The organism is Pseudomonas sp. S2_C03, assembly GCF_054668405.1.
Map to the genome: position 1 here is coordinate 3,895,777 of NZ_CP162766.1, position 23,260 is coordinate 3,919,036.

The 23,260-nt window shown below is 59.5% G+C and carries 24 protein-coding genes and 1 pseudogene; 13 read left to right on the plus strand and 12 right to left on the minus strand.

The window, feature by feature from the left end; all coding sequences use genetic code 11:
* Positions 1-26 precede the first annotated feature (26 nt).
* Entirely contained in the window at positions 27-920 is an 894-nt protein-coding gene (gene ptrR, locus AB4N64_RS17970; protein WP_460117230.1) for a putrescine utilization regulator PtrR, read from the minus strand.
* 104 nt (positions 921-1,024) lie between these two features.
* On the opposite strand from ptrR, the gene AB4N64_RS17975 reads away from it, so the two are divergent.
* The gene (locus AB4N64_RS17975) at positions 1,025-2,206 is read left to right on the plus strand and encodes an MFS transporter (RefSeq protein WP_460117231.1); all 1,182 of its coding nucleotides are present in this window, start codon (positions 1,025-1,027) and stop codon (positions 2,204-2,206) included.
* A gap of 2 nt (positions 2,207-2,208) precedes the next feature.
* Here the strand turns inward: AB4N64_RS17975 and AB4N64_RS17980 are convergent, their stop codons facing one another.
* The gene (locus AB4N64_RS17980; RefSeq protein WP_460117232.1) at positions 2,209-2,598 is read right to left on the minus strand and encodes a DUF2177 family protein; all 390 of its coding nucleotides are present in this window, start codon (positions 2,596-2,598) and stop codon (positions 2,209-2,211) included.
* 44 nt (positions 2,599-2,642) lie between these two features.
* Positions 2,643-3,479, minus strand: coding sequence for a CvfB family protein (locus AB4N64_RS17985; protein WP_460117233.1), 837 nt, complete (start codon positions 3,477-3,479; stop codon positions 2,643-2,645).
* 356 nt (positions 3,480-3,835) lie between these two features.
* On the opposite strand from AB4N64_RS17985, the gene AB4N64_RS17990 reads away from it, so the two are divergent.
* The 3 genes from AB4N64_RS17990 to AB4N64_RS18000 all read left to right on the plus strand — a co-directional run bounded on the left by AB4N64_RS17990 (position 3,836) and on the right by AB4N64_RS18000 (position 5,862).
* Positions 3,836-4,015 (plus strand): hypothetical protein, encoded by a 180-nt coding sequence (locus AB4N64_RS17990; RefSeq protein WP_460117234.1) that lies wholly within the window; start codon positions 3,836-3,838, stop codon positions 4,013-4,015.
* Positions 4,016-4,204: 189 nt separating this feature from the next.
* Positions 4,205-4,927, plus strand: coding sequence for a TorF family putative porin (locus AB4N64_RS17995; protein ID WP_460117235.1), 723 nt, complete (start codon positions 4,205-4,207; stop codon positions 4,925-4,927).
* A gap of 65 nt (positions 4,928-4,992) precedes the next feature.
* Positions 4,993-5,862 carry a DUF6279 family lipoprotein gene (locus tag AB4N64_RS18000; RefSeq protein WP_460117236.1) on the plus strand — a complete coding sequence of 290 codons (870 nt, stop codon included), beginning with the start codon at positions 4,993-4,995 and terminating at the stop codon, positions 5,860-5,862.
* 113 nt (positions 5,863-5,975) lie between these two features.
* Here AB4N64_RS18000 and AB4N64_RS18005 read toward each other — a convergent pair whose 3' ends face one another.
* Positions 5,976-6,365, minus strand: coding sequence for a transcriptional regulator (locus AB4N64_RS18005; RefSeq protein WP_460117237.1), 390 nt, complete (start codon positions 6,363-6,365; stop codon positions 5,976-5,978).
* Between the two features lie 177 nt (positions 6,366-6,542).
* On the opposite strand from AB4N64_RS18005, the gene AB4N64_RS18010 reads away from it, so the two are divergent.
* Complete coding sequence (locus AB4N64_RS18010; protein WP_460117238.1) at positions 6,543-7,277, plus strand: DUF899 domain-containing protein; 735 nt, start codon at positions 6,543-6,545, stop codon at positions 7,275-7,277.
* A 64-nt stretch (positions 7,278-7,341) separates the two neighbouring features.
* Here the strand turns inward: AB4N64_RS18010 and AB4N64_RS18015 are convergent, their stop codons facing one another.
* Positions 7,342-7,758: a DUF2846 domain-containing protein gene (locus tag AB4N64_RS18015; protein ID WP_460117239.1), complete on the minus strand. Its 417-nt coding sequence runs from the start codon at positions 7,756-7,758 to the stop codon at positions 7,342-7,344.
* The gene (locus AB4N64_RS18020; RefSeq protein ID WP_460117240.1) at positions 7,755-8,183 is read right to left on the minus strand and encodes an Sbal_3080 family lipoprotein; all 429 of its coding nucleotides are present in this window, start codon (positions 8,181-8,183) and stop codon (positions 7,755-7,757) included. The genes AB4N64_RS18015 and AB4N64_RS18020 overlap by 4 nt, the downstream gene beginning before the upstream one ends.
* Before the next feature lie 120 nt (positions 8,184-8,303).
* Between AB4N64_RS18020 and AB4N64_RS18025 the strand changes: the two genes are divergently transcribed.
* On the plus strand, positions 8,304-8,579 hold the full coding sequence (locus tag AB4N64_RS18025; RefSeq protein ID WP_460117241.1) for a hypothetical protein: 276 nt from the start codon (positions 8,304-8,306) through the stop codon (positions 8,577-8,579).
* Positions 8,580-8,630: 51 nt separating this feature from the next.
* Here the strand turns inward: AB4N64_RS18025 and AB4N64_RS18030 are convergent, their stop codons facing one another.
* On the minus strand, positions 8,631-9,977 hold the full coding sequence (locus AB4N64_RS18030; RefSeq protein ID WP_460117242.1) for a DEAD/DEAH box helicase: 1,347 nt from the start codon (positions 9,975-9,977) through the stop codon (positions 8,631-8,633).
* 192 nt (positions 9,978-10,169) lie between these two features.
* On the opposite strand from AB4N64_RS18030, the gene AB4N64_RS18035 reads away from it, so the two are divergent.
* Positions 10,170-11,468 (plus strand): mechanosensitive ion channel family protein, encoded by a 1,299-nt coding sequence (locus AB4N64_RS18035; protein ID WP_460117243.1) that lies wholly within the window; start codon positions 10,170-10,172, stop codon positions 11,466-11,468.
* Between the two features lie 109 nt (positions 11,469-11,577).
* On the opposite strand, the gene AB4N64_RS18040 is transcribed toward AB4N64_RS18035, so the two are convergent.
* The 3 genes from AB4N64_RS18040 to AB4N64_RS18050 form a co-directional block, all read right to left on the minus strand.
* Entirely contained in the window at positions 11,578-12,444 is an 867-nt protein-coding gene (locus AB4N64_RS18040; protein ID WP_460117244.1) for a carboxylate/amino acid/amine transporter, read from the minus strand.
* Between the two features lie 314 nt (positions 12,445-12,758).
* Complete coding sequence (locus AB4N64_RS18045) at positions 12,759-13,358, minus strand: FMN-dependent NADH-azoreductase (protein WP_460117245.1); 600 nt, start codon at positions 13,356-13,358, stop codon at positions 12,759-12,761.
* A 162-nt stretch (positions 13,359-13,520) separates the two neighbouring features.
* The gene (locus AB4N64_RS18050) at positions 13,521-13,835 is read right to left on the minus strand and encodes a 3-phosphoglycerate kinase (RefSeq protein ID WP_460117246.1); all 315 of its coding nucleotides are present in this window, start codon (positions 13,833-13,835) and stop codon (positions 13,521-13,523) included.
* Between the two features lie 50 nt (positions 13,836-13,885).
* Here AB4N64_RS18050 and AB4N64_RS18055 point away from each other — a divergent pair, with 50 nt between their 5' ends.
* The 5 genes and pseudogenes from AB4N64_RS18055 to aqpZ all read left to right on the plus strand — a co-directional run bounded on the left by AB4N64_RS18055 (position 13,886) and on the right by aqpZ (position 19,170).
* Positions 13,886-14,809: a LysR family transcriptional regulator gene (locus AB4N64_RS18055; protein ID WP_460117247.1), complete on the plus strand. Its 924-nt coding sequence runs from the start codon at positions 13,886-13,888 to the stop codon at positions 14,807-14,809.
* Between the two features lie 14 nt (positions 14,810-14,823).
* Positions 14,824-15,629 (plus strand): annotated as a pseudogene (locus tag AB4N64_RS18060) (alpha/beta fold hydrolase).
* 3 nt (positions 15,630-15,632) lie between these two features.
* Complete coding sequence (locus AB4N64_RS18065) at positions 15,633-16,190, plus strand: peptidylprolyl isomerase (RefSeq protein WP_368557584.1); 558 nt, start codon at positions 15,633-15,635, stop codon at positions 16,188-16,190.
* A gap of 149 nt (positions 16,191-16,339) precedes the next feature.
* A complete protein-coding gene (locus tag AB4N64_RS18070) occupies positions 16,340-18,172 on the plus strand; it encodes an ABC transporter ATP-binding protein (RefSeq protein WP_460117248.1) in 1,833 nt (610 codons plus the stop codon).
* A 302-nt stretch (positions 18,173-18,474) separates the two neighbouring features.
* Entirely contained in the window at positions 18,475-19,170 is a 696-nt protein-coding gene (aqpZ, locus tag AB4N64_RS18075) for an aquaporin Z (RefSeq protein ID WP_460117249.1), read from the plus strand.
* A 14-nt stretch (positions 19,171-19,184) separates the two neighbouring features.
* On the opposite strand, the gene AB4N64_RS18080 is transcribed toward aqpZ, so the two are convergent.
* Positions 19,185-20,309 (minus strand): GNAT family N-acetyltransferase, encoded by a 1,125-nt coding sequence (locus AB4N64_RS18080; RefSeq protein WP_460117250.1) that lies wholly within the window; start codon positions 20,307-20,309, stop codon positions 19,185-19,187.
* Between the two features lie 283 nt (positions 20,310-20,592).
* Here AB4N64_RS18080 and AB4N64_RS18085 point away from each other — a divergent pair, with 283 nt between their 5' ends.
* Complete coding sequence (locus AB4N64_RS18085; protein WP_460117251.1) at positions 20,593-21,909, plus strand: putative porin; 1,317 nt, start codon at positions 20,593-20,595, stop codon at positions 21,907-21,909.
* Positions 21,910-22,031: 122 nt separating this feature from the next.
* Here the strand turns inward: AB4N64_RS18085 and AB4N64_RS18090 are convergent, their stop codons facing one another.
* Positions 22,032-23,153 carry a beta-ketoacyl-ACP synthase III gene (locus tag AB4N64_RS18090; protein WP_460117252.1) on the minus strand — a complete coding sequence of 374 codons (1,122 nt, stop codon included), beginning with the start codon at positions 23,151-23,153 and terminating at the stop codon, positions 22,032-22,034.
* Between the last annotated feature and the right edge of the window lie 107 nt (positions 23,154-23,260).

Genomic DNA, 23,260 nt, shown 5'->3' on the forward strand with positions numbered 1-23,260 from the left:
ATTGATCCAAATACCTGACCGATCGTTCAAGCCGTAGCCTTCACGGGAATGGCAGCCTCTGGAAAGTCCATCTGCTGTTGCTCAATCCACGCATTCAGGTTGGCTCCGACCATGCCCTTGCGCCACATCAGCCAGGTGGTCGCACTGGCGAACGGCTCGGTCAACGGGTGCACGGCGACGCTCTCGCGCCCCGGCAGGCTGGCGAGCATCGACTCCGCCATCAACGCCACTCCGGAACCGGCGATCACGCAGGCGAGCATGCCCTGATAAGACTCGATCTCCATCGCCCGGCCCATGGTCGCGTGATAATGCGCAAACCAGGCTTCCAGGCGCATGCGGTACGAACAGCCTTGGCGAAAGGTGAACACCGCCCGCCCCTGCACATCCAGCGCACTGTGTACCGGCGGGTGATCGGCTTCGCTGATCAGCACCAGCCGTTCGTGGCACAACGGTATGCCGTCGAGCCCGGCCAGCTCCAGCGGGCCGTCCACCAGCGCCGCGTCGAGGCGACCGCTAAGCAAACCTTCGAGCAGTTCGCCGCTGGGCGCCGCCTGCACTTGCAGGTTCACTGCCGGGTACGTGCGGTGATAGCGGGCGAGCAGTCCTGGCAGGTGGATCGCGGCGGTGCTGTACATCGTCCCGAGCACGAAGTCTCCCGCCGGCTGCCCGCCCTGCACTGCCGCCTGAGCCTCGTCATGCAGGCTGAACAGTCTGGCGGTGTAATCCAGCAAGACTTTTCCTGCAGGTGATAGCTGCAAGCGCTGACGCTCGCGCAGGAAGAGTTCTACGCCGAGCTGTTCTTCAAGCTGTTTTAGCCGGGTCGAAAGGTTCGAAGGTACTCGGTGCAAACGCTCGGCGGCGCGGGTGACCGAGCCTTCCTCGGCCACCGCCTGAAAAATCCTCAACTGGCTAAATTCCACGCCATTCTCCAAATCAGAACAAGTTACTCACTATTATTCATTTTTAAAGAAAGTCAATCAGTCCTAGCCTGACGGTCAATGATCCTCTACAGGAATCCCAGACCATGTCGCCCCTGATTCGCTTACTCGCCAGCTTTATCGCGCTCATGATGGCCATGGGCATCGGGCGCTTCGCCCTTACCCCGCAAATGCCGCACCTGCTCAGTGAAGGGCAGATCGACCTGACGGCGGCCGGACTGATCGCCGCCGCCAACTACCTGGGCTATTTCGTCGGTGCCGTGGACGCGATGTTCTGCCGTCGCCCCGCGCAAGTCCGCCAACGCTTGCTCGGCGGCTTATGGCTGTGTGTAGTGCTGACCCTTGCATCGTTCTGGGCCAACGGTTTCTGGTCTCACCTGCTGCTGCGTTTCGGCACTGGCGTGGCTAGCGCCTGGGTGTTGGTAATGATTACCGCACTGAGCCAGCCAATCGCCGCCGCAGCCGGCCGTCCACGACTGGGTGCGCTGGTTTTTGCCGGACCGGGCTTGGGGATTTTCCTGACAGGACTGCTGGCCTTGGGTTCGAACCTTCTGGGGCAGACCTCTGCCACCTTGTGGCTGGTGTATGCGGCGGTCGGCCTGGTGATGCTGCTGTTGATCCTGCCGTTTCTGCCGCGCCCGGCCACCAGCGTCACCGCTGCACCGAACGCCGGCCAATTGGGCAATCAAGGCATCGGTCGCCTGGGGATGATCTACGCCTTGTACGGCCTGGGCTACATCATCCCGGCGACGTTCCTCTCGCAAATGGCCAGTGCGCAGTTCCACGGTAAGTGGCAGGCGGATCTGTTCTGGCCGTGCTTTGGCCTGGCATCGGCCCTGGGCGTGGTGCTTGTGAGCCTGCGTCGACACAACCCCGACGCCACACGCCATTGGTTGATGGCCACATTGTGGTTGCAGGCGGCAGGCGTGTTTGCCTGCCTGCTGGGAAGCGGTCTGGGCCTGGCGCTGGGGGTGCTGTTGTGCGGCTCGCCGTTCCTGGCTTGCATGCAGTTGGTGATGCAACGCTCGCGGGAACTGGCGCCCCACGCCACCCAGCGTAATGCCGGGCTGTTGACCGCGTGCTTCGCCGTCGGCCAGCTCGCCGGGCCATTGCTCGCCGCCTCGAGCAGCTATTTCAGTGGGGGTCTGCAACCGGCGCTGATCATCGCGGGTAGCGGCTTGCTCGTGGCCGGAGGCTTGGCGTTCGGTTCGGTCAGTACTGGGCGGGGACTCTGCACAAACAACGGCGCATCCACGGCTCAGCGTTGAGATCAGGCCTTGCGCGCGGCGCAATAACCCAGGGTACAGACCACCGTGGTCGCTACCGTCCCCCACGCCATGTCCATCAACACCAAAGGCATCGACCAGCCCTGCAGCGTCGCCCAATTGCTCAGGTCGTAGGTGCCATAGGCGACCAGCCCCAACAAGGCGCCATGACTCGCCGCACGCCGCCAGTAGGTCGCCGGCAATATCACAAGCACCACGCAACCGACGCTATAAAGGAGATAGAACATCGCCGCAGGAATCAGGAGCGGCTGTTCGAGCATCAACGGCCCCAACAACCCCCGGTAGGTCGAGGCCATCAGCACGCCGAGCCACAGCCCGTCGAGCACAAGCAACACCAGCAGGCTGGTGACGTACGCAAGCAGCGCCTTTTTCATCACAACGTCCCCATGTAAGCCACCTACATGGGGCCGGTTCGACGTCAGCTTAGTTCAATGCGGTCGGCATGAATGACAATCTGGCCATTCTTGTACAGCGCACCAATGGCTTTCTTGAAGTTGCCCTTGCTGACGCCGAACAAGCTGCTGATCAACGCCGGATCGCTCTTGTCACTGACCGCCAGGCTACCGCTGTTCTCGCGCAACTTGGCGAGGATCTTCGCGTTGAGACTCGTGGCCGCTTCCTGGCCGACCGGCTGCAGGCTCAGGCTGATCTTGCCATCGGCCCGGACTTCCTTGATAAAACCCTTCTCCTTCATGCCGGAGCGCATGAACTTGAAGATCTCATTCTTGTGGATCAAGCCCCAGTGCTTGTTGTTGATGATCGCCTTGAACCCCATGTCGGTGGCTTCGGCAACCAGCAAATCAACTTCCTGACCTGGCGCGTAGTTTGCCGATGTCTTGTCCAGATAACGGTCCAGCCGTGCGGTCGCGGTGATGCGTCGGGTGTGCTTGTCGAGGTAGACATGCACCACCACGTAATCGCCGGCGGTCATCTGGCGCTTTTCTTCGGAAAATGGCAGCAACAGGTCCTTCGGCAGCCCCCAATCGAGGAAAATGCCGATGCTGTTGACTTCAACAACTTTCAAACTGGCGAATTCACCAACTTGAACTTTCGGCTTCTCGGTAGTTGCGATAAGTTTGTCATCGCTGTCCAAATAAACGAAAACATTGAGCCAGTCTTCATCTTCACTCGGAATATCCTTTGGGATATAACGATTAGGCAAAAGTATTTCGCCGTCCGCACCGCCGTCCAGATATAAACCGAAGTTAGTGTGTTTAACCACTTGCAAACTGTTGTAACGCCCGACTAAAGCCATTTCCAATACCCTCATTGCTTGGGCGGCATTCTACCCGTTTTTGCAGACGGCGCCTGATCCCCTCTTCAGCGACCCGAGAAAATTTCGCTGAGGCCTTCATTTTCGTGGTCTGGATTGCGCCCGTTGGGCCACTCGTCAGGACGCCATGAAATCATTCGCCGGACCGATCCGGTCAACCACAGGTAGAACATTACTGATGTTCGTATTTAAAACAGCAGCTTAGGGGGATATTTATGCACAACTAAGGTGCCTCACCAGAACGCTGATGGTTATCGAATGGATATTTGGCAAGCAATTATCCGGTCATTCGTGTACGATGGCTGGCCAAATTAAATTCCTACAGGTGATTGGCCGCCATGCGCGTAAAAGCATCCCAAAGCAAAGTTAAGCCAGCTCCAGCCGTTGAAACCAGCGAATCGATCAACGACCAGATTGCCGCTTTCCTCAAATCCGGTGGCGAGATTCAGCAAATCGCCAAAGGCGTGAGCGGCCAGACCTTCGCCCCGTCCAAGCAGATCTCCTTGGGCAAGAAGTAATTCCCCGCGACATCGAGTCCCTGAGCGCTTTGAGCTTCGAAGCGCTTGGACTGCACCCTCCCCCAACACCCTTCAATCAGCGCAAAAATCGACGAACGGCCATCGATGCCGAGCATTCGCCGTTATGCTTGCACGCGTCTAGATCAAGCATTTGATCAGGTTTTCGTCTCGAATCTCCGCAGTCATGGAGTGACGCATGCTCAAGCCCTCTTTTTCCTGCTCGGCAACCTGCTCTGGTGTTCGCTTGCCAACGCGCAGGTTTTCCAGCGTGAACTGGGAGACTTCGACCTCAAACTGGGCACCACGCCGAGCCGCAGCATGGCGCAAGGGCTGGTCAAGCCTTCGGCCACCGGCTCGTTCCACGGCGGCCTTGACCTGAGCCACGACAGCGGTTTCTACGCGGGCCAGTGGTCTCCCAGCATGGGCTTGAGCGAGGGCAACAACCTCGAAGTCGATTCCTACATGGGTTTTAAACAACCCTTCGATCAGACCCTGGGCTATGAAGTCGGAATGATTCATTACAGCTACCCGAAAGTAGAGACCCTCGACTCCCATGAGTTCTTTGGTGGCCTGACCCTGCTGGGCAGCCGTTTCGGCGCGGCATTCAGCAACGACCCGGACAAACAGAACAGCACACTCTTCGCCGACCTGAGTGGCAACCAGCCGTTCGGTATCGGGATAAGCCTCAAATACACTACCCACCAGCTCAACACCCCGGTCTCGGTGGACGGCGGTTATGTCAGTAGTTTCAACGATTGGTCGCTGAAGTTTTCCCGACCGTTCATGGGCATCGACCTCGACCTGATCTACAGCGACTCCAGCCTCAGCGGCAGCGATTGCAGTGCCTATTCCGGGCGCAACGGACAATGCGACGGCCTGGTCACCCTCAAGGCTGAACGCACGTTCTATTGATCGGCTGAACTGGCAGGCTCATCTTGCGTTCACATGAAAACCCAGGCTTTCGCAAGGACTCGCCCATGTCACGCTGGTTGAAGTGCTTCGCCGTTATCATCACCTTCAGTCTCGCCCTCGGCGCCTGCAGCCGCGTGGGCCTGGCCTATCGCAATCTCGATGTGATCATTCCATGGACGCTCAGCGATTACCTGGACATGAACGGCGAGCAGAAAGGCTGGTTCAACGAACGCCTGAAAGCGCATCTGAGCTGGCACTGCACCACCCAACTGCCCGGCTACCTCGACTGGCTGGACCGCCTGCAAGGGATGGTAGCCACCAACCAGGTCACCGACGCCGCCCTGCAAACACGGACCCAGGAAGCCAAACAGGCGATCGCCCAGACGGCGCGGGAAATCACGCCTTCAGCCGTCGAGCTGTTGCGGGGACTGGATGACAAGCAAGTGGCGGAAATGAACGAAGCGTTCGCCAAAGACCTGCGCAAACGCCAACAGGAGTACTTGAAGCCGCCCCTCGATCAACAGATCAAGGAGCGAAGCGAGCGCATGGAAAAACGCCTGAATGACTGGCTCGGGCCGATCAGCCCGACACAGCAGCAACGCGTGGTCACTTGGTCGAACGCCCTTGGCGATCAGAACACTCAATGGATCGCCAACCGTGCCCACTGGCAAAAGCAATTCAGTGCGGCAGTGGCACAGCGCCAGAGCCCACAATTCCCACAACGCATCGAAACCCTGCTGGTCAATCGCGAAAGCTTGTGGACCGCCGACTACCGCAAGGCTTACGCCGATACCGAAGCCCAGGCCCGCAGCCTGATCGTGGACCTGATGGCCGAAAGCACGCCGGCCCAGCGCCAGCGCTTGCAGAAGAAAATTGAAGGGGTACGCAAGGACTTTAACGAGTTGAAGTGCCTGAGGGCGGCTAGCCAAGGTTAGCAAGCCGGCCACAGGAATTGTGGGAGCTGGCTTGCCAGCGGTAGCGTCCGATCAGCCAACAAAACTGTTGAATGTGACGGCCCCATCGCTGGCAAGCCAGCTCCCACAGGGGGTCAGGCAATCTGCGCCTTCGACGCCACCTCATCAAACGTCACCTCATCCAGCGCATCTTCCTGGTCATCCAGCACTTGCCGTGGGTGATCGTTACCGGGGATGCTGCTGTCGATCAGGCTCAACAGTCTTGAGCCACGCATCGTCAGAATATAGTTCGACCCGCTGCCGCCCTCTTCCTCGGGACGAGGCTCAATGTACCCGCGCTCCAGCAGCAACTTTTCGTATTCGCCCGCCACTGCCTTCAGGTGATCGAGGTTTTCCGTCGGCTCGCCTTCCGTGGCCTTCTCGGCCGCATATTGTTCGGCATATGGCCTTGGCGTAAAACTCGGTGCGCCGTTCTGCACTTCGTGCAGCAGGCGTTCGATCAGATCCCAGTTATAAGTCGTCATCCTGTTCAACCTCCAAAGCCCGTGATTGTGATGGCCTTCTTTGGTTGTGACCGGCAGCGTGATCAGCCGTTCAGCCTGGTACTGAGTCACTACCGACCGGCGGTATGTCGATTGACGCGGGGCTTGAACGACTAAGCTACGTCAGTCCCCTCCCAGCATTGCGCAGGAGAAACCTCGATGGACATTCAGAACCACCCCGTGGTGTCGCGAGAAGAATGGCTCGCCGCCCGCAAACAACACCTGGCCCGCGAAAAAGCCTTCACCCGCGAACGGGACAAGCTCAGCGCCGAACGGCGTTCCCTGCCCTGGGTGAAAATCGACAAGGACTATCGCTTCCAGGGCCCCGATGGCGACCTGAAACTGGCGGACCTGTTCGGCAGTCGCAGCCAGTTGATCATCTACCACTTCATGTTCGCCGAAGGCTGGGACGAAGGCTGTCCTGGTTGCTCGTTCCTGTCCGACCACATCGACGGCGCCAATCAGCATCTGGCCCATCACGACATCGCGGTCGTGGCGGTTTCCCACGCAACGCTGGCCGAATTTCAGGCGTTCAAGCGGCGTATGGGCTGGAAGTTCGACTGGGTTTCGTCAACCGGTTGCGATTTCAACTACGACTTTGGCGTCTCGGCCCGAGCGGAAGAGGTGGCCGCCGGCACGGCCACCTACAACTACGAAAAATCCGACGGTGCCGAAGAAGAGCTTCCGGGCCTCAGCGTGTTTTATCGCAACGACGCCGGGGAAATCTTCCACACCTACTCCACCTATGCCCGCGGCCTCGACCTGCTGGTCGGCGCCTACAACTTCCTCGACCTGACGCCCAAGGGCCGCAACGAGGAGGAAATCATGGAATGGGTGCGGCATCACGATCGCTACGACGACAAGGCGTCTTCGAGCTGCTGCCACGGCGGGTAGATCGCCCTGGACCGCAAACGAAAACGGGCGACCCGAGGGTCGCCCGTCGCATCGGCCTGCGCCGTTACTTCACCGGTATGTACCCATAGCGCTTGACCATGGACTTGCCATCCTTGTCGCGCAGCCGGACCATTTCAACCCTGTTCTCCTGGGTGTACTCGACGAAGTACTCCTTGCCCGGCTCGACCAGCAGGTTGAGGTAGACAGGTTTTTGCCCAGCGGAGACCTTGTGGATCCCGGGGCTTGCCAGCACCCAGGAATAGGTCTGCTCGTTGAGCCCGACCACCGCGCTGTCATTGATGCTGAACACGCTGTCGTAGAAGCTGCCCTGGATCACCTGGGTGCGCATCATGTAGATCCGTCCCTTGCCCTCAGGGAGCGCAGGCGGTTCGAAGAAGGGTTGGCTGGAGCGGGTGTGACCACAACCGGTCAGCAACAGCAGGAGCAACAGGGCCGATCCATATTTGATTGCCTTGCTCATTTGGCTTGCCCCAGCAGTTGGTTGATGAGCGGTGCCATCTTCTCCTCGACCGAACCGAATTTCGACAGGGAAAGACCGCCATTATTGGTCAGGTTGTATTTGACGTAACCGATCTGCTGGTCACCCTTGTACAGCCGCAAGCTGGCATCGGACAGGTAAGCGGTGAAATCCCACGAACGAATGGCGGTGTACGTCAGTCGATATTCGCAACTGGCAGGCGCCGGCGCGACATACAGGCGGCTGTCGATGTGGTGTTGGCGCAACAGCGTTTGCACGCCGTCGACGAAGTCACCCACCACCACTTTCGGGTTTTCCTCGATGCACAGTTGGGAAATGTTGTACGAAGGTGCGATGGGCTCGACCTGAACGTTGGTGCAACCGGCCAGGGCCAGTAGAAGACTTGTCGTGATAACTCGGCGAAGCATTTCCAATCCCTGAAACAGCGTGATATCAAAGTGATGCCGCATACTAATGGATGGTGCGGAACTTTCCCACTGCCGGGGCCCTCAACCGGATAACTGCCCAAACGGAACCGAGGCCACCCCATGAAAACCCTGCTGAAGATCACCCTCGCCGCCACCCTTGCCTGCGCCCTGCCCGCCTGGGCCTGCACCCCCGAGGAAGCCACCGCCAAACGCGAACAGCTCGCCAGGGAAGTCACCAGGCTGACCGAGCAGAACCCGGCCAAGGCCAAGGAGATCAACGACGAGTTGCAGAAGATGGATCTGGGCACGGCCAGCGCGGATTTGCCGGATAAGTGCCAGTTGATCGACCAGCGTTTGAAGGAGCTGGGTTCGGCAGAGAAGAAGGCCGAAGGTTGATCGCCCGCGCATAAAAAAACCGGACATATGTCCGGTTTTTTTATGGGGTGATTATTCGGCGGCGGACGCCTCAGGCTTGCGGCGCTTGAGCGGCGCCATGCCGTCCTTGCTGACCAGCGACGGCGCTTCGGCCTTCGGTCGGTTGACGCTCTTGCGTTTGGTCGGGGTCTTGGCGGCGGTTTTTTTCTTGTCGCCCTTGGCGTCGGTCTTTTTCTTCTTCACGCCGACGGCCTTGCCCGAGGCCTTGACCTTTTTCGGTCCGCCGTAGGTGCCCTTGACTTCCTTGATCGTGCGACGCTCAAAGCTCTGCTTGAGGTAGCGTTCGATGCTCGACATCAGGTTCCAGTCGCCGTGGCAAATCAGCGAGATCGCCAGGCCGTCGTTGCCGGCGCGGCCGGTGCGACCGATGCGGTGAACGTATTCGTCGCCGCTGCGCGGCATGTCGAAGTTGATCACCAGGTCCAGGCCGTCCACATCCAGGCCACGGGCAGCAACGTCGGTGGCCACGAGGATCTTCACGCCGCCCTGCTTCAGACGGTCGATGGCCAGCTTGCGGTCTTTCTGGTCTTTTTCACCGTGCAGGACAAACGCCTTGTATTCCTGCGCCACCAGGCGACCGTAAATGCGGTCGGCCATGGCCCGGGTGTTGGTGAAGATAATGGCCTTCTGATAGGTCTCGTTGGCCAGCAACCAATTGACGATCTGCTCTTTGTGCTGGTTGTGGTCAGCGGTAATGATCTGCTGACGGGTGGTTTCGTTCAGTTGGCTGACCGCGTTGAGCTGCAAATGCTCAGGGTTGTTCAGAACCTTGGCGACCATCTCGCGCAGGCCCGAACCACCGGTGGTGGCGGAGAACAACATGGTTTGCTGGCGATTCGGGCATTCGTCCACCAGACGCTGCACGTCGTCGGCAAAGCCCATATCGAGCATGCGATCGGCTTCGTCGAGTACCAGCACTTCAACCTCTTTCAGGTCGAGGTTGCCGGCGTTCAGTTGCTCGATCATCCGTCCCGGCGTACCGATCAGGATGTCCGGCACCTTGCGCAGCATCGCGGCCTGGACCTTGAAGTCTTCCCCGCCGGTGATCAGACCGGACTTGATGAAGGTGAACTGCGAGAAGCGTTCGACTTCCTTCAAGGTCTGCTGCGCCAGCTCACGGGTCGGCAGCAGGATCAGGGTCTTGATGCTGACCCGGACTTTCGCCGGGCCGATCAGGCGGTTGAGAATCGGCAGAACGAAAGCGGCGGTCTTGCCGCTGCCGGTTTGCGCCGTCACCCGCAGGTCACGCCCCTGGAGCGCCAGCGGGATGGCCGCTGCTTGCACAGGCGTAGGCTCGACAAATTTAAGCTCGGCCACGGCTTTGAGCAGGCGTTCGTGCAGGGCGAATTCGGAAAACACGGGTGCTACCTCGAAGAAATGCAGAAAATCAGCGGCATAGGTTACCGGTTTCGAGCGCCAAGGCCGAGTTTCTTTACGAAATCGACAGTAAACAGTGGCTTTTGTGTTGCGTTGTTTGTCCCCAATTGTCATTGAAAGCACCTTAAATGCTCTAATTACCTCGACGCGTCCTACAGAAGAACCGGTTTACCTATGGATATTCAACAGCTCTGGATCAACATTCAGGACCTCTGGGGAGCGCTCGACCAGCACCCGCTCCTGCGTTCGGGCCTCGGCCTGCTGACGTTGCTGGTGGTGGCACTGGTCCTCGGACGAGTGGCGCGCTACCTGATTCTGCATGCAACCAAAATGCTCGCGCGCCAACCGGCTTTGCACTGGGTCAGCGACTTTTTGCAGAACAAGGTGTTTCATCGCCTGGCCCAGATGACGCCGCCGCTGGTGATCCAGTTCGGCCTGCACCTGGTGCCGGAATTGGGCAAGACCAGCCTGACCTTCCTCGGCAACGTCGCGCTGGCATTCACCATTCTCTTCATGATGCTGGCCCTCAGTGCCCTGCTCAACGCACTGCTGGACATCTACGCCCGCACCGAACACGCCCGCACCCGCTCGATCAAGGGCTACGTGCAACTGGCGAAAATGGTCTTGTACGTGTTCGGCGCGATCATCATCGTCGCCACGCTCATCGACCGCTCGCCGCTGTTGCTGCTGTCGGGCCTGGGTGCCATGTCGGCGGTGATCCTGTTGGTCTACAAGGACACGCTGCTGTCCTTCGTCGCCAGCGTACAACTGACCAGCAACGACATGTTGCGCGTCGGCGACTGGATCGAGATGCCGCAGGTCGGCGCCGATGGTGATGTGGTGGACATCACCCTGCACACCGTCAAGGTGCAGAACTTCGACAAAACCATCGTCTCCATCCCCACCTGGCGCCTGATGTCCGAGTCGTTCCGCAACTGGCGCGGCATGCAGCAATCCGGTGGCCGCCGAATCAAGCGCAGCCTGTTCATCGATGCCAGCGGCGTACGCTTCATCCGCGACGACGAAGAACAAAAACTCTCCCAGGTGCACCTGCTGACCGACTACATCAATCGAAAACAAGCCGAACTCAAGGCCTGGAACGAGGCCCAGGGCAACGTCGCGGCCATGTCGGCCAACCGCCGGCGCATGACCAACATCGGTACATTCCGCGCGTACGCATTAGCGTATTTGAAAAGCCACCCGGAGGTTGCGCCAAACATGACCTGCATGGTGCGCCAACTGCAGACCACGGCCCAGGGCATCCCGCTGGAAATCTATTGCTTCACCCGCACCACGGTGTGGGCCGATTACGAGCGGATTCAGGGGGATATTTTCGACTACCTGCTGGCGGTGCTTCCGGAGTTTGGCTTGAGCCTGTATCAGCAGCCCAGTGGTGGGGATCTAAGGGCCGGGTTGTTGCCGGCGGTGTTGGGGGCGAGTCATCTTCCTGAGCCTGAAAAACACTTGATGTAAAACTCAGTCCCCTTGTGGGAGCGGGCTTGCTCGCGAAAGCGATGTATCAGCCAACACAAATGTTGGATCTGAAGTCGCAATCTCGGGCAAGCCCGCTCCCACAGTTGGTTCAGTGTGCAGTGGCAGTTTTGCGTATCCCCAACCGACTGATCCACACCGCCGCCAATATCACCGTCCCGCCCAACAACAGCCTCCCGAGTTCCTCATGCTGATTCCAGATCAGCAGGTTCAGCAGCAGCCCAACGGGCACGTGCAGGTTGTTCATCACCGCCAGCGTGCCGCCGTTGACGAGGCAGGCGCCCTTGTTCCACCAATACAGGCCCAGCGCGGTGGAGACCAGGCCGAGGAAAATAAGCACGGCCCATTGCAAGGGTGCTTCGGGCAGGAAGTTCTGTTTGCCGAACAGCAGGAACGCCGGCAATGCCACCGCCAGGGCGCCGAGGTAGAAATAACCGAAACGCCGGTAGTGCGGCAGGTCGCTGGGGTGACGTGCCACCAGGTGTTTGTACAGCACCTGGCCCGCCGCGTAAGTGAAGTTGGCCAATTGCAGCAACAGGAACCCCATGAAGAAGTCCGGGTTGATGCGGTCATAGCGAATCACTGCAGCGCCCGCGACCGCGACCAATGCGGCAATCAGCGCCCAGGGATTGAAGCGTCGATTGAGCGCGTCTTCAATCAAGGTCACGTGCAGCGGCGTCAGGATAGTGAACAGCAGCACTTCCGGCACCGTCAGCACCCGGAAGCTCAGGTACAGGCAGACGTAGGTCACGCCGAACTGCAACGCCCCGATCAGCAGCATGCCGCGCATGAAGGCTGGCTCCACCGAGCGCCAGCGCGTCAGGAGAATGAATACCAGCCCTGCCAGCAGCACCCGGATCAGCACCGCAAAGTAACTGTCGACGTGCCCGGCCAGATATTCGCCGATCAAGCTGAAGGAAAACGCCTGGATCAGCGTGACAAAAAGTAGATAGCCCATGTTCGCCTCATTTGGAATGGCGGCGACGATAGCGGGTTTTGCCCTGAAGTTGTAGGAGCGAGCTTGCTCGCGATGGCGGTGTATCAGCAAATCAAAATTGCCTGACACGCCGTCATCGCGAGCAAGCTCGCTCCTACAGAGGGTTGGGGTGCTCACAAAATCCCAGGCAAAAAAAAGCCCGATCTCGCTAAGCGTTCAATCGGGCGGTAGCACTCAGGAGCAAAAAGTGCAAAGGGAGGTTCGATGCGCGTGAAACCTTGAAGGGGATTCGCCAGGTCACTAGACCATCCGGTGATTATCTGGCGATTAACGGCTCAGGCCACTTGGGCCAGCTTGGCGTTGGCCTGGTTCAAGCCTTTCTCCTGGAAGTCGCCCCCCAGGTTCATGCCTTCGGCGTGGATGAAGGTCACGTCATGGATGCCGATGAAGCCCATCACCTGACGCAGGTACGGTTCCTGATGATCGGCCGGGCCACCGGCGTAGATCCCGCCGCGAGCCGTCAACACATAGGCACGCTTGCCGCTGAGCAGGCCTTGCGGGCCAGTCTCGGTGTATTTGAAGGTCACGCCGGCACGCAGCACATGGTCGAGCCAGGCCTTGAGGGTGCTCGGGATCGCGAAGTTATACATCGGCGCGGCCAGCACCAGTACGTCGGCGGCCAGCACTTCATCGGTCAGCTCGTTGGAGCGTTCCAGGGAAGCTTGTTCGATCTCGTTGCGCTGCTCGGCCGATTTCATCCAACCACCCAGCAGGTTGATGTCCAGGTGCGGCACCGGGTTGATGGCCAGGTCGCGGACGGTGATCTCATCCTGCGGGTGCGCGGCTTTCCACTGGCTGATGAAAGTCTGGGTCAGTTGACGAGATACCGAGTCTTGCTGGCGGGCGCTGCTTTCGATGATCAGAACGCGGGACATGGGATGTAGCCTCCATCTGAGAATGCTGTAAGTCGATGGAGTGAAGGTTAAACAGAGTCATATCGATGAAAAAGCGCAAATATCTGCTACAACCCATCAATAAATTCGTTTATAAGCTGTCCATGCCCTATGGGGACCATCGGTCCCCACCGGAACCTGATGTTATTTCGGGGTGCAGGTGAGCTTGATGCGCATCTTGATGATGGACCGGTTGAACTTGGCGGTAGCGGTCTTGTGCTTGCCGGCGGCCACTTCGATGCTGCGGGTACGCGGCGCCTCCGGACCATTGTTGAAGACCACCTTGCAGGAGGCGTCGACGTCGCCGTAATTGTTGACCTGGATGGAGGCAATGTCGGTATCCGTGTCATTGGCGTTGTAGTCGATGCTCATGCCGTTCAGTTGTTTTTGTACGTCGATCGGGTAGGCAAACGCCGTCAACGGCAAGATCGCCAGCAGCACGAAACAGAATTTTCTCATTCGGCAGTCTCCAATAAGGGACCGCCAGCTTAGGACAAGAGGAGCTCAACATGAAAGCGCCCCGCGTGACCCTTGATCAATGGCGAACGTTGCAGGCCGTGGTCGACCACGGCGGTTTCGCCCAGGCCGCCGAAGCGCTGCACCGCTCGCAATCGTCCGTCAGCTACACCGTCGCCCGTATGCAGGATCAGCTCGGCGTGCCGCTGCTGCGTATCGATGGGCGCAAGGCCGTGCTCACCGAAGCCGGCGGGGTGCTGCTGCGCCGCTCCCGGCAACTGGTGAAACAGGCCAGCCAGCTCGAAGACCTGGCGCACCACATGGAACAGGGCTGGGAAGCGGAAGTACGGCTGGTGGTGGACGCCGCCTACCCGAGCGCACGCCTCGTCCGTGCCCTGACTGCCTTTATGCCGCAAAGCCGTGGCTGTCGAGTGCGTCTGCGCGAAGAGGTACTGTCGGGCGTAGAGGAGGTGCTGCTCGAAGGCGTGGCTGACCTGGCGATTACCAGTTTCAGTATTCCGGGTTACCTGGGGGCGGAACTGAGTGACGTCGAATTCATCGCCGTCGCCCACCCCGAGCATGCCCTGCATCGCTTGAACCGTGAATTGAGCTTCCAGGACCTGGAAAGCCAGATGCAAGTGGTGATCCGCGACTCCGGTCGCCAACAGCCGCGAGACGTCGGCTGGCTGGGTGCCGAACAGCGCTGGACCGTCGGCAGCCTGGCCACTGCCGCGACGTTTGTCAGCAGCGGACTGGGTTTCGCCTGGTTACCACGGCACATGATCGAACGGGAACTCAAGGAAGGTTCGCTCAAGCTGCTACCGTTGGATCAGGGCGGCAGCCGTAACCCGAGCTTCTACCTGTATTCGAACAAGGACAAACCGCTGGGTCCGGCGACGCAAATCCTCATCGACCTGCTGCGCAATTTCGACACCGCGCCGCTGGACGCGCCCTTCGCCGCCCCCGAACAAGCCTGACACGGAGTGAACCGATGGCCTATTTCGAACATGAAGGTTGCCACCTGCACTATGAGGAATATGGCCACGGCGCTCCACTGCTGCTGGTCCACGGCCTGGGTTCCAGCACCCTGGACTGGGAAAAACAGATCCCGGCACTCTCGGCCCGTTATCGGGTGATCGTGCCAGACGTACGCGGTCACGGACGTTCGGACAAACCCCGCGAGCGCTACAGCATCGCCGGATTCAGCGCCGACCTGGTCGCCTTGATCGAGCATCTGGACCTCGGGCCCGTGCACTATGTGGGTCTGTCCATGGGCGGCATGATCGGTTTTCAACTGGCGGTGGACCACCCGTCCTTGCTCAAGAGCCTGTGCATCGTCAACAGCGCACCCGAGGTCAAGCTGCGCAGCCGCGACGATTACTGGCAGTGGTTCAAACGCTGGAGCCTGATGCGTATGCTGAGCCTGGGCACCATCGGCAAGGCCCTTGGCGCCAAGCTGTTCCCAAAACCGGAACAAGCCCAATTGCGGCAAATGATGGCCGAGCGCTGGGCAAAAAATGACAAACATGCTTATCTCGCCAGCTTCGATGCCATCGTTGGCTGGGGTGTTCAGGAACGACTGTCAAAGGTGTCCTGTCCAACCCTCATCGTCAGCGCCGACCGTGACTACACACCGGTCGCGCTGAAAGAGAATTACGTCAAACTGCTGCCCGATGCGCGGTTGGTGGTGATCGCCGATTCGCGCCACGCCACACCGCTGGATCAACCGGAACGCTTCAACCAAACCCTGCTCGAGTTTCTCACCGCAGTCGATACCACCCCAATCAGGATCACTGACCCATGCTGAAAAAAATCGCCCTCGTCGCCGGCTCCGTTCTGTTTGCCGCCAACCTGATGGCCGCCACACCGGCCAAGGCGCCACACGTGTTGCTGGAAACCACCAACGGCCAGATCGAAATCGAACTGGACCCGGTCAAGGCGCCGATCAGTACCAAAAACTTTCTTGAGTACGTCGACAGTGGCTTCTACAACAACACGATTTTCCACCGTGTGATTCCGGGCTTCATGGTCCAGGGCGGTGGTTTCACTCAACAGATGCAGCAGAAAGAAACCAAGGCACCGATCCAGAACGAATCGAAAAACGGCCTGCACAACGTGCGTGGCACGCTGTCCATGGCACGTACTTCGAACCCGAATTCGGCCACCAGCCAGTTCTTCATCAACGTCAAGGACAACGACTTCCTGGACCAGGGTGATGGCTACGCCGTGTTTGGCAAGGTTGTGAAGGGCATGGATGTGGTCGACATCATCGTCAATTCACCTACCACCGTGCGCGGCGGCATGAAGGATGTGCCGGCTGACCCGGTGTACATCAAGTCGGCCAAGCGCATCGATTAAGCCCCCTTTACTGTAGGAGCGAGCATGCTCGCGATGGTAGCCCAGACACCGCAGGCATCCAGACAGCCAGCGTAATCGTTGACCACCATCGCGAGCGTGCTCGCTCCTACAGAAGTTCCGGGAAAAGCCCTCTACCGGGCGGAGAACCAATGCTTTATCGCCGTTTTGAAAAGCTCATCGATGTCTTCCGTGACGCCCCGACGGCCACTCCGCCGGACGGTGTCTTCCCCTTCTACGTCCACTACCTCAAACAAGTCTGGCCAAGCTTCGCGGTCCTGCTGACCGTGGGCCTGTTCGGCGCCTTGATTGAAGTGGCGCTGTTCAGCTACCTGAGCCGCATCATCGACCTGGCCCAGGGCACGCCCAACGTCAATTTTTTCAAGGATCATGGCCTTGAACTGGCCTGGATGGCGGTCGTGGCGCTGATCCTGCGCCCGGTGTTCGTCGGCCTGCATGACCTGCTCGTGCACCAGACCCTGAGCCCGAGCATGACCAGCCTGATCCGCTGGCAGAACCACAGCTACGTGCTCAAGCAGAGCCTGAATTTCTTCCAGAACGACTTCGCCGGACGCATCGCCCAACGCATCATGCAAACGGGCAACTCCCTGCGCGATTCCGCCGTGCAGGCAGTCGATGCCCTGTGGCACGTGCTGATCTATGCGATCAGTTCACTGGTGCTATTCGCCGAGGCCGACTGGCGCCTGATGATCCCGCTGCTGTGCTGGATCGCCGCCTACATCGGCGCGCTCTACTACTTCGTGCCACGGGTCAAGGAACGCTCGGTGGTATCCTCGGACGCACGCTCCCAACTCATGGGCCGCATCGTCGACGGCTACACCAACATCACCACGCTGAAGCTGTTCGCCCACACCAACTACGAACAGCAATACGCCCGGGAAGCCATTGACGAACAGACGGTCAAGGCACAGCTCGCCGGGCGTGTGGTCACCAGCATGGACCTGGTCGTCACCAGTCTCAACGGCCTGCTGATCGTTACCACCACCGGCCTCGCCCTGTGGTTATGGACGCAGTCACTGATCACCGTCGGCGCGATCGCCCTGGCTACCGGCCTGGTAATCCGCATCGTCAACATGTCCGGCTGGATCATGTGGGTGGTCACCGGCATCTTCGAAAACATCGGCATGGTCCAGGACGGTTTGCAGAGTATCTCGCAACCGATCGCCGTCACCGACCGCGACGACGCCAAGCCGCTGGTCGTGCCGCGCGGCGAAGTGCGCTTCGAGCAGGTGGACTTCCACTACGGTAAACAGAAAGGGGTCATTGGCGGCCTCAACCTGACGATCAAGGCCGGTGAGAAAATCGGCCTGATCGGCCCGTCCGGTGCGGGTAAGTCCACACTGGTCAACCTGCTGCTGCGTCTCTACGACGTAGAGGGCGGGCGCATCAGCATCGATGGCCAGAACATCGCCGAGGTCGATCAGGAAAGCCTGCGCGCGCGTATCGGCATGATCACCCAGGACACCTCGCTGCTGCACCGCTCGATCCGCGACAACCTGCTTTATGGCAAGCCCGATGCCACCGATGCGCAGTTGTGGGAAGCGGTGCACAAGGCCCGCGCCGACGAGTTCATCCCGTTGCTTTCAGACGCCGAAGGCCGAACAGGCTTCGATGCCCATGTCGGTGAACGGGGGGTCAAACTTTCCGGAGGCCAGCGCCAACGGATCGCCATCGCCCGGGTGCTGCTCAAGGATGCGCCAATCCTGATCATGGACGAAGCCACCTCGGCGCTGGATTCGGAGGTCGAAGCCGCGATCCAGGAAAGCCTGGAAACCCTGATGCAAGGCAAGACCGTGATCGCCATCGCCCACCGCCTCTCGACCATCGCCCGCATGGACCGCCTGGTGGTACTGGAGAAAGGCCGCATTGCCGAAACCGGCACCCATGCCGAACTGCTGGCCCATGGCGGGTTGTATGCGCGGTTGTGGCAGCACCAGACGGGTGGGTTTGTGGGGATTGATTGATCTCGTAGGACACCGCAATCCACTGTAGGAGCGGGCTTGCCCGCGATTGCGGTGGGTCATTGAACAGAATCGTTGACTGATACACCGTAATCGCGGGCAAGCCCGCTCCTACAGGGCTCCTCGCCCGACCAAATAAACCGCCACAGCCCGCCAACCGCGGGGCCTGGCGGTTTTTTTATCGCCGCTGGAAATCCGCATAAATCGTGCTGTACTCACCACAGGTTCTGGAGATGAACCTGTCGTAAGTCTGCAGGATGCATTACTCGATACAGTCTCGATAGCACGCTATCAAGGACACGCTCATGTCTCTGTTCAAACGTTCAGTCACTGAGTTGTTAGGTACGTTCTGGCTGGTGTTGGGGGGTTGCGGCAGTGCGGTGTTGGCCGCGTCTTCTCCGCTGGGCATCGGGGTGCTGGGCGTAGCCCTGGCGTTTGGCCTCACAGTGCTGACCATGGCCTTCGCGATCGGCCACATTTCCGGCTGCCACCTGAACCCCGCCGTGTCGGTGGGCCTCACCGTGGGTGGCCGGTTTCCCGCACGGGAATTGCCGGCCTACATCATTGCCCAAGTCATCGGTGCGATCATCGCTGCCGGCTTGATCTACTACATTGCCAGCGGCAAGGAAGGTTTCGACCTCTCTGCCGGCCTCGCTTCCAATGGGTACGGCGAACATTCCCCCGGCAAGTACTCGATGGCCGCAGGGTTTGTCTGCGAGTTGGTGATGACGGCGATGTTCGTGCTGATCATCCTCGGCGCCACCGACAAACGCGCACCGGCCGGACTGGCACCGATTGCCATTGGCCTGGCCCTGACACTGATCCACCTGATCTCGATTCCCGTCACCAACACTTCCGTCAACCCGGCCCGCAGCACCGGCCCGGCATTGATTGTCGGCGGCTGGGCCATCGCGCAGTTGTGGATGTTCTGGGTGGCGCCGCTGCTCGGCGCGGTCATGGGTGGCGTGACGTATCGATGGCTGGGTAAAGAAGATTCCTGAACCCCGGGCGAGGATCAGCCTTGTCGATAGGGCAAGGCAGACCTCGCCTCCTCGGCATAGGCCAATACGCCAAGGCGCTCCTGTTGCAGGAAATCCTTGACCGCGGCGTTCAGGCCCGGATGACGAAGGTAATGCCAGGAATGGGTGATCACCGGCTCGAAGCCGCGGATCAACTTGTGTTCACCCTGGGCTCCAGCGTCAAAACGTTGAAAGCCGTTAGCGATCGCGTAGTCCATTCCTTGATAGAAGCAGGTCTCGAAATGCAGGCGGTCGAACTCCGCCAGGCAGCCCCAATAACGCCCGTAAAAACTGTCCCCCCCCACCAGGCTGAAGGCCATGGCCACCGGCCGTGAGCCCTGTTTGGCCAACACCACGCGAATCGCCTCCGGCATGCGCTCGGCCAGCAGACTGAAAAATTCCCGGGTCAGATAAGGCCTTTGCCTACGCACCGCGTAGGTGTTGGCGTAGCAGGCATAGATGAAATCCCACTGCGCCTCATCCAGCTCCCGACCTTCCAGCCACTCGAAGTCGAAACCCTGCCCTGCCACTTGTTCGCGCTCCTTGCGCATCTGCTTGCGCTTGCGCGAACTGAGCACGTCGAGGAAGTCCTGGAAATCGCCATAACCGCGATTCTGCCAGTGATACTGGCAGCCAATGCGTTGCAACCACCCGGATTGCTCGGCCAGTGCGGCGTCGGTGAACGGGTCGGTGAAATTGATGTGCGCACTGCCAAGCCCTTCGATTTCCAGGTAACCGGGCAGGCTCTTGAGCAACTCAAAACCGTCTTCGACCGACCCCGCCAGCAGGCGCGGACCGCTGACCGGGCTGAAGGGCACAGCGGTCAACAACTTCGGGTAATAGTCGATGCCGGCCCGCTCGCAAGCGTCCGCCCAGGCGTGATCGAACACGTACTCGCCGTAGGAATGCCACTTGCGATAACTGGGCAATGCGGCAATCAGCCGCTCACCGTCCATGTGCAGCAAATGCTCGGGCTGCCATCCCGAATGAGGACCGACACTGCCACTGTCCTCCAGTGAGCTGAGAAAGGCATGGCGCAGAAACGGCTGACTCTCCGGCACCAGAGCGTCCCAGGTAGGCGGGGCTATTTCAGACAGTTTTTGCAGACGTTTCAACGGCATCAAATCCTCTCCACTTCGCGGGCCAGAGCCTCGCAAGTATCGCTTATCGGCACTCATTCCACACCTCGCGATCGAGCGACAAAGGCGCTGAAGCAAAGTTCAAAAAGCCCACAAAACGTCATCGAGACGCCATCACATTGCCACTGCTTTGTCATAAACCATCGCGATACTGGCGCCAGTTTTTAGAGCGCCGGGTTCTAACCCGGTCACTGTTTTCCGTCCTTCAACGGTCGGTTGTGCCCTGGATGACCCGATCATCCTCTCTCACCCTTCGGAGATTGATATGCGTCTTGCTTCCACGAAAACTGCGGCAGCCCTGTGTGGCGGCCTGCTGTTGGCCATGAGTGTACCGGCCAGCGCCGCAGTCGACGCCAAACTGCTGGACATGCTCAAGGCTAACGGTTCGATTACCAATGCCCAGTACAGCGAATTGCAAGCCGAACTGGCCCGTGATCAGAAAGAACAGCAGATCGCTCGCCAGGCTCAGCAAGAGACCAACGAGCAGATCGCCGCGACCGCAAAGAAAACCAACGAGCTGAGCTCCTTCGACCAGAGACTGGCGTGGGCAGCCAAGACCCAGTTCAAGGGTGACGTACGTTTCCGTCAGGAAACCGTGAAGAACGACGGCGTTTCCAACTCCGGTGACCAGGACCGTCAGCGTATCCGTGTACGCCTGGGTGCCTACACCGAGATCAACCCGCAAGTCGATACCGGTATCCGTATCGCCACCGGTAGCGACAACGATCCACGCTCGACCAACCAGAGCCTGGACAACAACTTCACCAAGAAAGACATCTGGCTGGATCAGGGTTACGTCGACTACCACCCGGACGCCATCAAGAACCTGCACCTCGTAGCGGGCAAGATGCCGCAGCAATGGGTGAGCATGGGCGACATCATCTGGGATAGCGACATCAGCCCGGAAGGCCTGTCGGCTTCCTACAAATACCCGCTGGGCGGCAGCACCGAGCTGTTCGGCAGCGCCGGTCACTACACCCTAAAGGACAACGTCGACGGCGACGGCAAACAGTTCCGTCACGACCTGCGCCTGTACGCCGGCCAGTTGGGTGCACGCTTTGCGATCACCGACAACCTGAAAATGACCCTGGGCGGCAGTATCTACGCCTACGACAACGACAACGACATCAGCAACACCTGTACTGCCAACAGCTGCCGCCTGGCCATCAACGGCAACACCGCGAACGAACAGTTCAAGTTGTACGAAGGCTTCGGCCAACTGGACATCGGCGGTCTGCCAATGCCACTGTCGCTGTACGGCCAGGTGGTCAACAACAAAGACGCCAGCAACGATCAGGACATGGGCTGGCTGGTCGGCGCCAAGACCAAGGTCTACGGCTTCGGTATCGACTACAACTACCGCGACGTACAGCGTAACGCCGTGGTGGGTGCTTTCACCGACTCGGACTTCGCCAACGGTTTCACCGGTTCGCGCGGCAGCAAGCTGAAAGTGAGCTACGACCTGGACAAGAACTTTGCCCTGGGCGCGACGTACTTCATGGCTGATTCGGACTACACCAACGCCACGCTGCGGGACTCGAAGATCAACACCCTGCAACTGGATGCTGAAGCGAAGTTCTGATACCCGCTCCACGACTCGGGCAAGGAAGCCCGAGGCGCATCTTACAACCTGGCGTTGCCGTATCGGTCCCCATCATCCGTCCGATACAGCAGCGCCAGGTTTTTTGCGTTTGGCCCAAACGATCACAGCTTGCGCAAAATCACACTACCAATCGAATAACCGGCACCAAACGAGCTGAGCACTGCCAGCGAGCCGGAGGCCAGGTCGTCCTGGTTTTTGTGGAACGAAATCACCGAACCTGCGGAACTGGTGTTGGCATAGGTGTCGAGGATCACCGGAGCTTCCTGTTCGGTGGCGTCGCGGCCCAGCAGCTTCTTGACGATCAGGTGGTTCATGCTCAGGTTGGCCTGGTGCAGCCAGAAGCGCTTCACATCCGCGACATTGAGCTGGTTCTCGGCAAGGTGCTGGCCAATCAGCTCGGCCACCATCGGGCAGACTTCCTTGAACACCTTGCGACCTTCCTGCACGAACAGTTTGTCCCGGGTGCCGATGCCCTCTTCGGCGGCGCGGTTAAGGAAGCCGAAGTTGTTGCGAATATTGTTGGAGAACTTGGTCAGCAGCTTGGTGCTGACGATGTCGAACTGATACGGGGACGTAGCCAGGTCAGCCCGTTCGATGATCACTGCGGTGGCGGCGTCGCCGAAGATGAAGTGGCTGTCGCGGTCACGGAAGTTCAGGTGACCGGTGCACACTTCCGGGTTGACCATCAGGATCGCCCGGGCCTGGCCCAACTGGATGCTGTTGGCAGCGGCCTGGATACCAAAAGTGGCCGAGGAACAGGCCACGTTCATGTCGAAACCGAAACCTTCGATGCCCAGCGCTTCCTGAACTTCGATGGCGATGGCCGGATAGGCCCGTTGCAGGTTGGAGCAGGCGACGATCACGCCGTCAATGTCGGCAGCAGTCTTGCCGGCGCGTTGCAAGGCTTGCTCGGCAGCACCGATCGCCATCTGGCACAGCACCGACCACTCGTCATTCGAGCGTTCCGGCAGACGGGGCGTCATGCGTTGCGGGTCGAGGATGCCTTCCTTGTCCATGACAAAGCGGCTTTTGATCCCGGAGGCTTTTTCGATGAAGGCGGCGCTGGATTCGGTCAACGCCTGGATTTCGCCGCGGGCGATGGCGTCTGCGTTGTCCGCGTTGAATTGCGCGACGTAAGCATTGAAAGACTGCACCAGCTCTTCGTTGGAAATGCTGTTGGCCGGGGTATACAGGCCGGTGCCGCTGATGACGACGTTATGCATGGTCGTTTCTCGAAATTGATTCAGGCAGAAAGCATTGGCACCGACGTACCAATACATAAAGGGTCTATTCCCCTCCAGGGGACGCAAACCTGGCATCGCTTTATTCC

What these genes read in the sequence shown, in the direction of transcription:
- AB4N64_RS18005 (WP_460117237.1), bottom strand. Translation starts at nt 6,365, where the DNA reads ATGACGACTTATAACTGGGATCTGATCGAACGCCTGCTGCACGAAGTG.
- AB4N64_RS18025 (WP_460117241.1), top strand. Translation starts at nt 8,304, where the DNA reads ATGAAAACCCTGCTGAAGATCACCCTCGCCGCCACCCTTGCCTGCGCC.
- AB4N64_RS18010 (WP_460117238.1), top strand. Translation starts at nt 6,543, where the DNA reads ATGGACATTCAGAACCACCCCGTGGTGTCGCGAGAAGAATGGCTCGCC.
- AB4N64_RS18020 (WP_460117240.1), bottom strand. Translation starts at nt 8,183, where the DNA reads ATGCTTCGCCGAGTTATCACGACAAGTCTTCTACTGGCCCTGGCCGGT.
- AB4N64_RS18085 (WP_460117251.1), top strand. Translation starts at nt 20,593, where the DNA reads ATGCGTCTTGCTTCCACGAAAACTGCGGCAGCCCTGTGTGGCGGCCTG.
- AB4N64_RS17980 (WP_460117232.1), bottom strand. Translation starts at nt 2,598, where the DNA reads ATGAAAAAGGCGCTGCTTGCGTACGTCACCAGCCTGCTGGTGTTGCTT.
- AB4N64_RS18055 (WP_460117247.1), top strand. Translation starts at nt 13,886, where the DNA reads ATGAAAGCGCCCCGCGTGACCCTTGATCAATGGCGAACGTTGCAGGCC.
- AB4N64_RS18045 (WP_460117245.1), bottom strand. Translation starts at nt 13,358, where the DNA reads ATGTCCCGCGTTCTGATCATCGAAAGCAGCGCCCGCCAGCAAGACTCG.
- AB4N64_RS18035 (WP_460117243.1), top strand. Translation starts at nt 10,170, where the DNA reads ATGGATATTCAACAGCTCTGGATCAACATTCAGGACCTCTGGGGAGCG.
- AB4N64_RS18040 (WP_460117244.1), bottom strand. Translation starts at nt 12,444, where the DNA reads ATGGGCTATCTACTTTTTGTCACGCTGATCCAGGCGTTTTCCTTCAGC.
- AB4N64_RS18015 (WP_460117239.1), bottom strand. Translation starts at nt 7,758, where the DNA reads ATGAGCAAGGCAATCAAATATGGATCGGCCCTGTTGCTCCTGCTGTTG.
- AB4N64_RS18070 (WP_460117248.1), top strand. Translation starts at nt 16,340, where the DNA reads ATGCTTTATCGCCGTTTTGAAAAGCTCATCGATGTCTTCCGTGACGCC.
- AB4N64_RS18050 (WP_460117246.1), bottom strand. Translation starts at nt 13,835, where the DNA reads ATGAGAAAATTCTGTTTCGTGCTGCTGGCGATCTTGCCGTTGACGGCG.
- AB4N64_RS18090 (WP_460117252.1), bottom strand. Translation starts at nt 23,153, where the DNA reads ATGCATAACGTCGTCATCAGCGGCACCGGCCTGTATACCCCGGCCAAC.
- AB4N64_RS17985 (WP_460117233.1), bottom strand. Translation starts at nt 3,479, where the DNA reads ATGGCTTTAGTCGGGCGTTACAACAGTTTGCAAGTGGTTAAACACACT.
- AB4N64_RS18065 (WP_368557584.1), top strand. Translation starts at nt 15,633, where the DNA reads ATGCTGAAAAAAATCGCCCTCGTCGCCGGCTCCGTTCTGTTTGCCGCC.
- AB4N64_RS17975 (WP_460117231.1), top strand. Translation starts at nt 1,025, where the DNA reads ATGTCGCCCCTGATTCGCTTACTCGCCAGCTTTATCGCGCTCATGATG.
- AB4N64_RS18000 (WP_460117236.1), top strand. Translation starts at nt 4,993, where the DNA reads ATGTCACGCTGGTTGAAGTGCTTCGCCGTTATCATCACCTTCAGTCTC.
- AB4N64_RS17990 (WP_460117234.1), top strand. Translation starts at nt 3,836, where the DNA reads ATGCGCGTAAAAGCATCCCAAAGCAAAGTTAAGCCAGCTCCAGCCGTT.
- AB4N64_RS18080 (WP_460117250.1), bottom strand. Translation starts at nt 20,309, where the DNA reads ATGCCGTTGAAACGTCTGCAAAAACTGTCTGAAATAGCCCCGCCTACC.
- aqpZ (WP_460117249.1), top strand. Translation starts at nt 18,475, where the DNA reads ATGTCTCTGTTCAAACGTTCAGTCACTGAGTTGTTAGGTACGTTCTGG.